General features: G+C 40.7%; 12 protein-coding genes. All 12 read right to left on the minus strand.

Annotated elements, in window-relative coordinates; genetic code table 11:
• Positions 1-72 precede the first annotated feature (72 nt).
• Entirely contained in the window at positions 73-1,401 is a 1,329-nt protein-coding gene (locus I6N90_RS07285; protein WP_197934888.1) for an LLM class flavin-dependent oxidoreductase, read from the minus strand.
• Positions 1,402-1,513: 112 nt separating this feature from the next.
• Positions 1,514-2,050 carry a GNAT family N-acetyltransferase gene (locus tag I6N90_RS07290; protein WP_232242743.1) on the minus strand — a complete coding sequence of 179 codons (537 nt, stop codon included), beginning with the start codon at positions 2,048-2,050 and terminating at the stop codon, positions 1,514-1,516.
• A gap of 17 nt (positions 2,051-2,067) precedes the next feature.
• Positions 2,068-2,583 carry a DinB family protein gene (locus I6N90_RS07295; protein WP_197934889.1) on the minus strand — a complete coding sequence of 172 codons (516 nt, stop codon included), beginning with the start codon at positions 2,581-2,583 and terminating at the stop codon, positions 2,068-2,070.
• A gap of 2 nt (positions 2,584-2,585) precedes the next feature.
• Complete coding sequence (locus I6N90_RS07300; protein ID WP_197935762.1) at positions 2,586-3,782, minus strand: amidohydrolase; 1,197 nt, start codon at positions 3,780-3,782, stop codon at positions 2,586-2,588.
• Positions 3,783-3,806: 24 nt separating this feature from the next.
• Positions 3,807-4,811 (minus strand): LLM class flavin-dependent oxidoreductase, encoded by a 1,005-nt coding sequence (locus I6N90_RS07305; RefSeq protein ID WP_197934890.1) that lies wholly within the window; start codon positions 4,809-4,811, stop codon positions 3,807-3,809.
• Between the two features lie 19 nt (positions 4,812-4,830).
• A complete protein-coding gene (locus I6N90_RS07310; protein WP_197934891.1) occupies positions 4,831-5,583 on the minus strand; it encodes an amino acid ABC transporter ATP-binding protein in 753 nt (250 codons plus the stop codon).
• A complete protein-coding gene (locus I6N90_RS07315; RefSeq protein ID WP_197934892.1) occupies positions 5,580-6,290 on the minus strand; it encodes an amino acid ABC transporter permease in 711 nt (236 codons plus the stop codon). The genes I6N90_RS07310 and I6N90_RS07315 overlap by 4 nt, the downstream gene beginning before the upstream one ends.
• Complete coding sequence (locus I6N90_RS07320; protein WP_197934893.1) at positions 6,287-7,072, minus strand: amino acid ABC transporter permease; 786 nt, start codon at positions 7,070-7,072, stop codon at positions 6,287-6,289. Before I6N90_RS07320 ends, I6N90_RS07315 begins: the two co-directional genes overlap by 4 nt.
• 50 nt (positions 7,073-7,122) lie before the next feature.
• A complete protein-coding gene (locus tag I6N90_RS07325) occupies positions 7,123-7,953 on the minus strand; it encodes a transporter substrate-binding domain-containing protein (RefSeq protein ID WP_197934894.1) in 831 nt (276 codons plus the stop codon).
• Between the two features lie 146 nt (positions 7,954-8,099).
• Positions 8,100-8,993: a LysR family transcriptional regulator gene (locus I6N90_RS07330; protein ID WP_197935764.1), complete on the minus strand. Its 894-nt coding sequence runs from the start codon at positions 8,991-8,993 to the stop codon at positions 8,100-8,102.
• A 197-nt stretch (positions 8,994-9,190) separates the two neighbouring features.
• On the minus strand, positions 9,191-11,194 hold the full coding sequence (locus I6N90_RS07335) for a M28 family metallopeptidase (protein WP_197934895.1): 2,004 nt from the start codon (positions 11,192-11,194) through the stop codon (positions 9,191-9,193).
• A gap of 338 nt (positions 11,195-11,532) precedes the next feature.
• A complete protein-coding gene (locus tag I6N90_RS07340; protein WP_197934896.1) occupies positions 11,533-12,876 on the minus strand; it encodes a lytic polysaccharide monooxygenase in 1,344 nt (447 codons plus the stop codon).
• Between the last annotated feature and the right edge of the window lie 139 nt (positions 12,877-13,015).

A 13,015-nucleotide genomic window follows, 5' to 3' on the forward strand; every position in this document is an offset into this window, starting at 1 on the left:
TAAAATCCGCTGGTTCACTATCATCCGGGTGCGGTAGATATAGGACCAGCGGATTTAGGCGCAGTTTTCCCTTTAGCTATTTATTTTAACTACAGTATATTGATTGGCAGGAATAGGCAAACCTAGATTGCCACGGAGTGTATCTGATTCGTACTCAGTTCGATAAATGCCCCGTTCTTGTAAGATAGGTACAACAAGATCGACAAACTCATTAAGTGCACTTGGAAGTGGCGGGTGAATAATAAATCCATCAGCGGCTTCCTCCGCATGCCATTGTTCAATAAGGTCTGCAATATGCTCGGGTGTACCTATAAATTGGCTCCGCGGCGCGGCAGAATTCAAAGCAACTTGTCGCAATGTAAGGTTTTTCTCTTTAGCTGTTTTTTTGATTTTGTCAGTACTGCCACGGAAGCTATTGCTACCGATATCGCCTAGCTCTGGGAATGGTTCATCGAGCGGGTATTGGGTGAAGTCATGGTGGTCGAAGAAACGACCAAGATACTGAAGTGCTAATTCAATACTAATTAAGCTAGTTAACTCTTTATACTTATTGTCTGCCTCTTCTTGCGTACGTCCGATGATCGGACTAATGCCTGGCAATATTACAATGTCATCGCGTGAGCGCCCTAAAGCTGCTGTGCGGTTTTTGACATCCCTATAAAATTGTTTTGCTTCTTCAATATTTTCGTGCCCAGTAAATACAGCATCAGCACTTCTTGCTGCAAGATTTCTACCACTTTCAGATGAACCTGCTTGGAAAACGACTGGCTGGCCTTGTTTGGAGCGAGCGATGTTAAGAGGACCTTCAACTGAAAAGTATTTGCCCTTATGATTAATGCGATGTAATTTGTTCGGATCAAAGAAAACGCCGGTTTCTTTGTTACGGATGAAGGCATCATCTTCCCATGAATCCCAAAGACCTCGAACTACGTCAAGATGTTCTTCCGCAATCTTATAGCGCTCGTCATGAGATGGGTGCTCAGGTTTATTGTAGTTTTTGGCTGATCCTTCTAGAGGTGAAGTCACGACGTTCCAACCTGCACGCCCTCCGCTTATGTGATCGATAGAACCAAATTGTCTAGCAACTGTGAAAGGTTCACTATAGGAGCTGGACAAGGTGCCGACTAACCCGATATTTGTTGTTACTGCTGCTAGTGCAGACAAAATCGTAATCGGCTCAAAACGGTTCAAGAAATGTGGAATCGATTTCTCATTGATAAACAGACCGTCTGCGATAAAAACAAGATCAAACTTCCCCGCTTCTGCGATCAAAGCTTGTTGCTTATAAAATGGCAAACTCACACTCGCATCAACCGGAACTTCGGGGTGCCTCCAAGCGGTTACGTTACCTCCAACACCATGTATCAAAACACCAAACTTCACTTTTTTTCGTTTACTCATTTTGTTCCTCCTCCAAATTTTTGCGGAGCAAAAATTACTTCGTAAGCGTGTTCTTAGTTTTGTGTAACAAAACTTACTTCGTAAGCATGGGCTTGGTTTTGCGGAGCAAAACTTACCTCGCTTGCAACAATGACGATTTTCTTAAATGTAATCGGTAACTAATTACGACCGACTCTTCCTTTACAATATCCTTGTCAATTGCTCTCTCGAATCCAAGACGTTCGTAGAGCTTGATTGCGGACGACATTACATCGGATGTATGGAGATGGAGCGTATCGGCGCCCCAATCGAGTGACCAATTAGCACTTGCTCGAATTAACTCTGTAGCAACTCCAAGCCCACGAACACTCCTTTTTACTGCTAGAAGGCGCATAATCGGTGTATTAATGTTTAATTCTGGTGCACCATATGCTGCCTCTGATGAATCATAAAGAAATACACTGCCGACAATTTCGCCCTTAAGCTCAGCAATGATTCTAGCTTTGACCTTAGGGTTTGTGACTGAAGCTTCAATGTTTTCTTTGTACTGCTCCCACTTTTCTTTTGGATACAGAAACTCATATTGGGCATAGGCATCAAGAAGTACTGCCTTAACCCTCTCAAGGTCGGACTCTTCTGCATTACGGATAATGATTGCTCTACCCGCCATGATTAACACCTGCTTCCTTAAGAATTTTTTGTGGTTGTTCCAATGACACAGCTCGACTCCACAGAACCAATTACTCCGTTTTTAATTCTTGCTATTTGGGATAAATGAGTTTGCACATGTGAGATGAACGCATGAATAATATCCGATAGAGTTACAACATCGCCTTTTGCATTAATCGCTGTTTTCGCCCAGTCTTCTAGCTCCAATCTTCGAAAAAGTAAACTGTTGTAGTGCAATAAAGCTCCAAAGATGTGCAGTAGCTCGCTAGCTTTACCTTCATTCGACTTCTGGCTTGCTACCCACTCATCCTGCTTAAAGGATGGAAGCCTTACTTCTGACCCGGACAAAATTTCTTTAATTCGGAACGAAACGATAATGCTATGGTCTACTAAATGTGCTAATACTTCAGTAACGCTCCACTGTGTGGGTGTACCTTTCCATCGAAGATCCTCTTCCGTTAACCCTTCAATCGCTTGAGATAACTGCTGAGATGTATTTACATACAAATCGATATCTACTGGCACGTCACTCATTTCTACTTCACCGCCTCAATAATTTGTAGATCTTCTTTGTTCAATCGTTTCAAAGCATCTTGAGCGAGTGTAGTGAAAAATGAAGCAGCAAGCAGCAATGCACGCTCATCTACATCAAATGCGGGATGATGCCATTCCTTAGGACCCGATGTACCAAAAAACACAAATAATCCCGCTGTTTTCTTTAAGTAAAATGCAAAATCTTCCCCAGCAGGTGATGGTAATGGTTCAATGACGGTTAGCCCAACTGACTTAGCTGTTTGTGTGGCAACACTAGCCCATTCGTCATCATTAATGACAGGATGTGGTCCTTCGATCCATCTCACTGTCGCATTCGATTCGAAGGCATCTGCTACGCTATGGACAATTTTTTCGAACCTTTGGCGAACTCTTGCTCGAACCCTCTCATCGAATGTGCGTAATGTGCCGTCGAATAATGCTTTATCCGGTATGACATTCCAAGCAGTTCCACTATTTAACCGAGTCACACTTACAACAGCACTTTCTAACGCACTCACATTACGGCTAACGATAGACTGGAGAGCTGTTACGATGTGTGCAGAAATGACTATCGGATCGATTCCTGCTTCGGGAACAGCAGCATGACTGCCTCGTCCTTCCACCTCTACGATGAAGCCGTCTGCTGCAGCCATAATTGCTCCACCTTTAATACCAACCGTGCCAACAGGTAAATCTGGTTTGTTGTGCATACCGAAAATCGCTTCTACATTTTCAAGTGCTCCACTTGCAATAATTTGCTCTGCTCCCTTGGCCTTTTCTTCAGCAGGTTGAAAAATAAATCGAACAGTACCGCGTAACTCTTGCTCCTTCTCTTTCAATAGAAAAGCAGTGCCTAATATAGCTGCAGTGTGAAAATCATGGCCGCAAGCGTGCATCTTACCTGGGAAGCGGGATGCAAAAGGTAATCCCGTTTCTTCATGTATAGGAAGCGCGTCAATATCAGCACGAATCGCAATGACTGGTCCTTCATGGAATCCACCTACCTCCGCAATTACTCCCGTACGAAGTGGATAGTTTGCAATTCGAATGTTGGCGTCTGTTAGCCATTTACGAATGGAAGCTGTCGTTTCAACTTCCTCATGGGACAACTCAGGATACTCATGAAGATGTCTTCGAATTGCAATTAGTTGTTGCTCGAACGTTTTATCCAATACTAAACTCATAGTTGCTCCTCTCATGGTGCGATCCATGCACAGCAGTCTTTAGACAGCTAGCTCTTCGAAAGCTTCCTTTAGAAGAGTAAACGAACGCACCCGTTTATCGAAATCACTTACTACAGTCGTGAAGATGAACTCATCAACGCCGTATTTCTCTTTATATTCCAAAATCCGCTTACGAGCGGTTTCCTTCGTTCCTTTCGTAATATCAGCATCACGAACTTCTGCTGTATACGTCTCCCCAGCTTGCCTAGCGAATTCCTCCGCCTGCTCAACTGTGCTTACATTCACTGTTTTTCCACTTGCAAGCGTAACTCGAACGCTCTTTAGATCACCCGCTAATTCGATTGCTTCTTCTTCGGTATCCGCAGCGATAACAGATAGGGCTAAAATGGTTTTGGGCTGTGCTCCGCTCTCATTGTTGAATGTTTCCCGATAAACGGTGAATGCTTGTTCCGCAGCTACGGGATCATTATTAATAAATAGAGCGAATACATAAGGAACGCCTCTTTCAGCTGCAAGTTTCGCGCTTGCTACACTCGTTCCTAATAAAAATATTGGAGCAGGCTCTTCAGGAATAGGCGTTGCCTTTAATCCAGCAAGCGGGTGTTCTTCTCCAGCTGGTTCCCTTAGGTATAGCGATAATTCGGTCAATTTCTCTTCCAACTTCGCTACATCTACCGGTTGCAGCGCTTTGGTTGAACGTGGCAACCCACCAGGTGCACGGCCGATTCCAAGCTCTACCCTTCCAGGAGCTAACGATGCTAATACGTTAAAATTTTCGGCAACTTTGTAAGGAGAATAATGTTGAAGCATGATGCCTCCCGAACCAATCCGAATTTTTTCCGTACGAGCAAGAAGATATGAAATGAGCACTTCAGGCGATGAACCAGCTAGATGGCCGGAATCATGATGTTCAGACACCCAAAATCGTTCATAACCAAGTGTTTCAGCTAGCTGAGCTAATTTAACTGTGTTACTAAGTGCAATTGCAGATGTTTGACCAGGGAAAATAATGCTTTGGTCCAAAATGCCGAATTTGAGTGTCATCGTTATCCGCTCCTATTGATTAGATGGAATAAACGCCATCTGGCGTAAATCGTTTAAGGAATTGTTTCGTTCTTTCTTCCTTTGGAGAAGTAAAGATATCGTTCGGCTTACCGCTCTCTACAATTACTCCTTCGTCCATGAAGATGACATGACCCGCAACGTCTTGAGCGAAGCTCATTTCATGTGTTACGATGATCATCGTAATTCCTTCCTTGGCGATCTTACGAATAACAGCGAGAACTTCTCCTACTAGCTCAGGATCAAGTGACGAAGTAGGTTCATCGAATAAGATGACCTGTGGGTTAAGTGCAAGCGCCCTAGCGATACCGACACGTTGCTGCTGCCCACCAGACAATTGGCTTGGATAGGCATCTAACTTGTTGCCAAGCCCTACCTTCTCAAGCAATTCAATACTTCGTAATCGAGCTTGTTCTTTCGGAACCTTTTGAACGATGACGAGACCTTCCATCACATTCTCAAGCGCTGTTTTATGGCGGAAGAGATTATAGTGCTGAAACACCATCGCCGTTTTTTTGCGGAGATTGATAACCTCTGCTTTTTTGGCACGTTTGAAGTTAACACTTAGTCCATCAATCGTAATTTCACCTTCGTTTGGTTTCTCCAAATAATTGATGCAACGAAGCAATGTCGTCTTGCCAGATCCACTAGGTCCTAATATCGCAACGACCTCCCCTTTTTCAACGGTAAGGTCTATCCCTTTTAACACTTCATTTCGCCCATACGATTTTTTTACTTGCGACAGCTTGATCATGTCACGCCACCTCGGTTATAAATATTGATTCGTTTTTCAATGACTGCCGTTATTCTTTCAATCAAAATAGTTAAACCCCAATAGATGATTGCTGCTGCAATGTAAGCCTCAAGAAACTTCCAATTAGAAGAGGCGACAATTTGTGATTTTGCATTAATATCGACAACAGAAACAGTAAATACGAGCGAAGATCCGTGCAGCATACTGATCGTACTATTCGATAGATTTGGTACAATGATTGCAAAAGCTTGCGGAAACACGATTCTGCGAAGTGCTTGAGTCGTTGTCATACCTATGGAGTAAGCCGCTTCCAGTTGACCTTTGTTAACTGCAAGTAGCCCTGCCCGCACAACTTCAGATAAATAAGCACCCGCTGTAATCGAAAACGAAATATAGGCAAAGGAAATCATCGGAATGGCCACCGAATTAAACGACCAGCCAAAGTGAGCGGATAAGCTGTCAACGATGAAAATAAGCCCAAAGTAAATGAGGAGCAAATGAGTGAGCATCGGCGTACCACGAATGAATGTAACGTAAGCTGTAGCGATTTGACGTAGTACAGGAACTTTGTAAATTCTAATGAGTGCAACTATCGTTCCAATTGTTAAGCCGCATAACATGGATACAGCAGTAATATACAGCGTAGTAGGTATAGCAGAAAGAAGTTCTTTCAGCGCAGTCCAGATGAATGACGGATCAAGTTTCATTGTTTAGCCTCCTTTCTGCGAATGCCTGTTGCTGTCCCAAACTTACGAATAAAAGTCTGACTAACAAGTACTTTTTGCTTTATAATCTCAGATGTAGATTCATGCCTCGTCAGTCTCTTTTCAAGTCGGACGAAGATCTTCGCTAGGAAGAAACTAATGATGAAATAAATGATTGCAAGAGATAAATATACTTCGATGAATCGATGTGATAACGCACCTATCGTCTTCGCCTTCCCGGTTATTTCCATAACGCCTAATGTGAATGCAAGGGAAGTATCTTTTAAATTTGCAATAACAACATTTGCGAAAATGGGGATTGAAATAGCGAGTGCTTGTGGAAGCACGATTCGGCTAAATGCTTGAAAACCATTCATTCCAATTGCATAAGCAGCTTCTACTTGACCTCTGTCTACAGCTGACACTGCTCCTCGAATCAATTCCGCGATGTATGCTCCGCTGTGCAGGGAATAGGTTAATATAACGAATAACAATGCCGGTGCTTTGGATGTATCGATACTTATAAGTGTTAATAGTTCCGGTACGCCGTAGTAAAAAAGAAAGAGTTGAATGAGAATCGGAGTGCCTCTAAAAAAGGACACATACAGTTGAGAGAGTTGCCCAAGGAGTGGAACACGATATAGTCTAGGCAGTGCGACAACAAACCCAATAATCACACCTAGTATGATTGAACTGCCCAGTATGAGTAGAGTTATTTTTAAAGAAGGAAGCAGCTTGATTATATAATCAAATACATAGGCAATTTCAAATTGTGTTTGACCCATCCTTTGTTCTCACTCCTTTGGCAGAATCTCGGTTTTACGAGACACGTTTTTTATTTGGAAAAGTCTTTTTTCAACCATTGCTCACTTAGCTTTTTGAGTGTTCCGTCCGCTTTTAGTTCTTTAATCGTTGCATCAACATCGTCAGAAAGTTTCTGTGACTCCGGATCATCTTTACGAAATACATACAAGATGTTACCTTCATCGAGCGGATCACCAACCGTTTTTAACTTTCCTTGTGGATCTGTAATCGCTAGTAGGAAGTCTGCGCTTAGTGTTGCATACACACGTCCAGATGAAACTTGAAGTACTTCATCATTTGCATCGTTTTGTTGATATACAATTTCAATTGCATTGTTGTTGGCTTTATTATAATTTTCGAGAATTTGAGCTTGTGCGCTTGTTGGACCAACCAGCACTTTTTTTCCTTTCAAGTCATCCAATGATTTGATCGGATCATTGTTATCTGCAGCTACAACAATTTTGTTTCTCCAATAAGCGTATGGTTCTTTGTTAAACAAAAACTTCTGTTCTCTTTCTGGGTTTTTCTCAAATAGATGTGCAGCTAAATCAATTTTTTTCGTTTCAAGACTTAAAAGAATGTTTGAGAAATCTGACGTTTGGAATTCGAATTCATATTGCGTTAGCCGTTTGTCGATCTCTCTAATAAGTTCAACATCATAACCTGTCAAATGACCTTTATCATCCAAATAGGCGATTTGAGTGAAATCATTCCCTGTTCCTACGATGATCTTTTTTGCATCTGTTTTAGTTCCTTCGCCCCCAGATGGCTTGTTATTGGTCTTCGTATTGCCATTGCTTCCGCATGCTGAGATGACAACTGCCACAATAAGTACAAATGCGATTAACGGAAATTTCTTCATTTTTGTTCACTCCTGTTTTATGTTTTTTAATCTTATAATTCCTACATGATAAGTAAGGATTATAGTCGTGATAACTTTAGCACTTGGCTTCTCAAGCGGTCAATGGACTGGTTAATAGAGAGTTTCTATATAACTATCTCTTATTTCTATACGACTGCCTTACGTGTAGTTAAGTCCTTTCCAATCTCTAGAATGGAGTCTACAAATAAGAGATGTTTACCGTGGCAAGAAACAATATTTGTTTTTAAAGCTATTCCGGCTGTTTCAGATAAGTGGATAGGAATGAGCTTTCCTGATTGAATTTCTTCTTTCACACTTAAGTGTGGCAGAAAGCTAATTCCGACCTTTTTAATGACCAACTTTTTGGCTGTTTCCGAGTTATCAGTAAGAAATTGAATGTTAGGTGGTCGATCTAGGTTCCCGAATATGCGATGAACACGTAGCCAGTCAAGTGCACCACATTCAAAGAAAACGAGCGGATGTGCCGCGATATCTTCAATTGTTATTCTATCTAACTTAAGAAATGGATGGTCTTCGTACACATAGAGTTGAATGGGATCTTCGTAAAAAGAAGTGGATTGAAGGTTAGGGTGACTAACATTTCGTACAAAACCTACATCAACCTCCTTATTGACCACTTTATTTATGATGTCGTCCGTCGTACCTGTTATAAGTTTAAAGTGAGTATGTGGAAACTTCTGTTTTAAGCGCGGAAGTAAGTCTGGAAGTGTGTAGTTCGAGACGGATACTGTAGCTCCGATTCGCAGTTCTTCTGGTAGAGATTTTTTCTGATTAATGTGAAGCTTTCCTTTCTGGTAAGTCATGAGCAATTGTTGTGCATATGGCAGAAATCGTTTGCCCTCTTCTGTAATTTGGACGCCTTTCCCTAAACGATCAAATAACTTGCAATTTAGCTCTCGCTCCAATGATTGAATTCTTGCTGTAACGGTAGGCTGGGACAAATACAACACTTCTGCAGCTTTATTGAAGCTTCCATAATGGATAATATATACGAATGCTTCGATGTTTTCTAAATTAATGGTACACCCCTCCTGTCTTTCTAAAAAACAAAAAGGAGACCTCCACATTCAAATAACTTTTGAATGGGAAGTCTCCGGTTATCCGGTAGACATTATGATAAGATACTTTATGTTATTCCAACAATTCCTACTAATTTACTTGTATTTATTGACCCATGTTATCATCCTACTACAAAAGTTGTCAATGGGTTATTTGCCTATATGCCAAGGTCTTGTATGATTTGTGGAAGCGGGAGTAAATTAATTCGTTTGAGCAACGTTTCTTTTTCGCTTAATTTGGACAGGTTGATAAATCGCTTTTGATCCTTAACGTTGACCTGCTGCACTTCGTTGTAATCAACTAAATATTTGCTACCATCAACCGAAATGTTAAATGATGTAGTTAAAGATTTATCTATCTTGTTAAGATAAGTTAAGTGATAAGTACGATCATTAGCTATCACTTTTTCAGTGTGAAAAGCTTGACCGTAATTATGATGGTTCTCTAGATTATTGTCGGCTGGAAGAGGAGTAATATGCAATCGGATGCCAGTACCTTGCTCATTCGTATATACTAATTCAACTGCTACGATGTCTTTTATTTCCGCTTTTTTTAACGTATAAATTTTATCCAATATGGGATCTTTTATAAACTGATCAGAAAAATTTTGTATGATAACGGTGGCTGTGTCAAAAGAATAGTCTTCTACATTCGGAGTTACTTTCATTCCGTTAATCTTATTTTCTAATTCGTCAGAACTATTGAATGTATCATCTGTTTTATGAACAGTGTAAGGTTGTCCAGTGTCTGCTGCATTGTAGGTTACATATTGTCCAAGTTCGAGTTGATCTGTTCTTTTCTCGGAATCCTCTAAAAAAATGAAGAACTCATCCATAGAAGGTTCAAAGGCCCATTTGTTTTCAGGCAGTGATTCGTTTATTGTGAAATGATTTGGCAGATAAGAAGCATCCGTTACAAGTTGAAGGAGTGCATTTACGATTTGGTCCAAATGATCGTAATCGATTTTTTGTATTTCTTCTGAGCTTTGAGGTATTGAATCCATTACATCTGTAATCGTTACTCCCAACAAATGATGTTTCAAAAATGAGGAGTGATCACCAGTTAGTGTACTCATATTATCAATAACAGACAGTTTGTAATCTTTAAATACATTCCGGATAGAATCAGCAAGTAGTGTGGCAGGGGAATTTGCAGTTATGACCGTTTGGCCGCGCATCTTCCCACCAATAGTGTCTAAATTTATTGTATAAATGTGCTCGTATGCACTTTTTATCTCTTTGGCAAAGTCTTCGCTACCTTGGTGACCCGTCTCAGAGCCATTAAATGCTGCGAAAATAATATCTGCAGGAATAGAATTAATAACTGAGCGTTGATGAAGTTTTTTTGCGAGTTCTAACATGACACTAACGCCAGTAGCATTGTTTAATGCTCCGTTGCTGAATGCTACCTTTTTATCCCAGCCAGCCGCGTCGAAATGAGCTGCGATAACGATAGCTTGCCGCTTCGTTTCTGCTGTTGCAGAAATAGTACCAATAACATTTGACGCTTCAATCCGTTCCTCTTTCCTGTCTATTTGAAGTTTAAGTTCTTTAATCGCTGGTGAATTTTCCGATAAAGAGGTGTACATTTCGTCGCTAATTTGCAAAATGGGCATTTCAACTTGGTTTAGAAGCCACGTTGGTATATCTCTAGCGAGTTTTGATGTAATAAACAATGCTATAGGTTTTTCAAATGCTAGCTGAACAAGTGGTTCAGCGTTATCTAAAAGAAGTATTTTGTTCCATCGATCAGGGTCATCGATGTGTGGTGTAATTTCGGCGATATCTTCGAATTGTGCGTTTGGAGTGATGACGAGGAAGTCAGTACGATTATGGAATGAAATGATTGATTTATCGGTATTAATTGCTTCTACAGAAATCTTTTCTTTTGTTGGATCGAAAAAGGTGTGCGAATAAGGAGTGGCATAACTCTCCCCAATATAAGGAGTCAAGCCAATAGTGTCGAACTGTTTTTCTAACCACGCTTGCGCTTGGGCATTTCCTTTTGTTCCGGTAAGTCTGCTTTCGAATTTAGGGTTAGTTAACTTCTTTATGTTCACTTCATGAGGATGAAGATTCTGCTCAGTGTCTTTCACGCAGCCGAAAGAAGTTAGTGATACTAAGCAGATAACTGCAACTAGCATTAAACGTTTCTTAAACACATTAATCCCCCGTTTACTATCGTTTATCTACTAACTCCTAATAATCCTATAGTTGCATGATTATTTCCCCGCAATGATTACACTTATTACGATAGGATGTAGAGGTGTAATATACCTTTGCAGATATGGTTTATTTACAGCTATTGCAGTTGTTTTTACTCATCAAGTTGATTGCCACCCCATTCAACAGAAATGTTCCGATTAAAATGTTGTTCACATTAATAACAACGATCATTTATTACGTTTAGTTACCAATTAAATGAAAAAAAATCACCTAGCTTATATCCCTCACGGAACATAAACTAAGTGATTCTATTTGATTCTATTATACAAAGAAACTAAGTCGTTACGATCCAAACCGTTGCTTGTGGTGTTCCTGGTGTTTCACCTTGTGTCCACCATTGTGCTAAATATTTTACTCCGTTATGAGTAACTTTGTTGCCAGCTACATAAACGGCAGTTGCACTCCATGCTGGATATGTTGTTGATGTTGTAGCAGTTGTTGCAGTTAGAACATTGCTTGAAGCAGAAACGTTACCAGCAGCATCAATAGCTCTCACAGAGAAAGTATACGCAGTATTTGATGTCAATCCCGTTGCAGTATATTGAAGCGTAGATCCAGAAACAGTTGTAACTAGTGTAGTACCACGGTAGATACGGTAGCCTGTTACACCAATATTATCTGTGGAAGCGCTCCACATTAAAGGGATTGTAGTTGCAGTAGGTACTCCCATTACGTGTAACGTTGTTGGAGCAGATGGGGCAACAACATCTGGTCCTGATGAATTAAGAGTTGTAAAAGTTGCAGTATTGCTTGAACCTGATATGTTGCCAGCTTGGTCGAGTGCTTTTACCGAAATAGAATATGAAGTATTTGCAGTTAAACCTGTTAAGCTAATATTCGTTGCACCTGTTGTTGTTCCAATTTGTGTTGTTCCGTTAAAAATTCTGTAGCCAGAAACACCAACATTGTCAGTGGAAGCATTCCAAGAAATTGAAGCACTTGAAGCTGTAATGCTAGATGCAGCAACGCTTGATGGAGCAGTTGGAGCAGTGTTATCTACTGTGCCACCAAAATTAACATCGATGACATTGTAGAAAGCATTTAGTGTGTTCGAAACTTCCCAAACTGCAAGTATAACTTGGTATCCTGTGCGGCTAGGCACGTTACAAGTGTCTGAATACGTATTGCCAGGTGTGCCAGAGTATGAAACGCTGCAGAAAGGTGTCAAATCGAATTGAGCACGAGTAAGCGGCCCATTCGGGTTCCAATTTTGTTTCGTAATGTAGTATTTCCAGCTTGCAGTTGCGTGAGGAACTTTAATGTTCCAGCTGAACGTGTTTGTTCCTGCACTAATGTTAACTTTGGACCAACGTGTTGACGTTTGCTCATCAAGTGGAGCAAATGCGCCATTCGCGCTTGCAATTTTACCATCTACTGGTCCTGCTGCTGGGAAACCTTTAAGTGCTTCTAAGCTATATGGTTCATAGATAATTGCTCCACAGTTTTGGTTGACACCACTAGCACAAAGAGCTGCGCGGCTAGATGGATCACTAATATAACCATGCGCTGCCGCTTTTTGAGCAAATACGCTAAATAATGAAAATACAATTGCTAGTATAATACCGGTAGATATAAGCATTTTTGTACGGCTAGAATTGGATTGTTGAACTGTCGACATTATTAACTCCTCCATTTTATAGGTCGATTTAAGGTGTAATTGGTATTGTTGTTCTTTTGTCTACTAGTAACTTAGTTTTCTATTAATTAGTTTTTCAGATCATTCAAGTAGGTTATTGTTTCCTCCCTTCTTCTTGTAG

Source organism: Paenibacillus sp. GSMTC-2017, assembly GCF_016019935.1.
GTDB lineage: Bacteria > Bacillota > Bacilli > Paenibacillales > Paenibacillaceae > Pristimantibacillus.

Excerpts from the sequence above, each read along its gene's own strand:
- I6N90_RS07285 (WP_197934888.1), bottom strand. The coding sequence starts at position 1,401 with ATGAGTAAACGAAAAAAAGTGAAGTTTGGTGTTTTGATACATGGTGTT.
- I6N90_RS07290 (WP_232242743.1), bottom strand. The coding sequence starts at position 2,050 with ATGGCGGGTAGAGCAATCATTATCCGTAATGCAGAAGAGTCCGACCTT.
- I6N90_RS07295 (WP_197934889.1), bottom strand. The coding sequence starts at position 2,583 with ATGAGTGACGTGCCAGTAGATATCGATTTGTATGTAAATACATCTCAG.
- I6N90_RS07300 (WP_197935762.1), bottom strand. The coding sequence starts at position 3,782 with ATGAGAGGAGCAACTATGAGTTTAGTATTGGATAAAACGTTCGAGCAA.
- I6N90_RS07305 (WP_197934890.1), bottom strand. The coding sequence starts at position 4,811 with ATGACACTCAAATTCGGCATTTTGGACCAAAGCATTATTTTCCCTGGT.
- I6N90_RS07310 (WP_197934891.1), bottom strand. The coding sequence starts at position 5,583 with ATGATCAAGCTGTCGCAAGTAAAAAAATCGTATGGGCGAAATGAAGTG.
- I6N90_RS07315 (WP_197934892.1), bottom strand. The coding sequence starts at position 6,290 with ATGAAACTTGATCCGTCATTCATCTGGACTGCGCTGAAAGAACTTCTT.
- I6N90_RS07320 (WP_197934893.1), bottom strand. The coding sequence starts at position 7,072 with ATGGGTCAAACACAATTTGAAATTGCCTATGTATTTGATTATATAATC.
- I6N90_RS07325 (WP_197934894.1), bottom strand. The coding sequence starts at position 7,953 with ATGAAGAAATTTCCGTTAATCGCATTTGTACTTATTGTGGCAGTTGTC.
- I6N90_RS07340 (WP_197934896.1), bottom strand. The coding sequence starts at position 12,876 with ATGTCGACAGTTCAACAATCCAATTCTAGCCGTACAAAAATGCTTATA.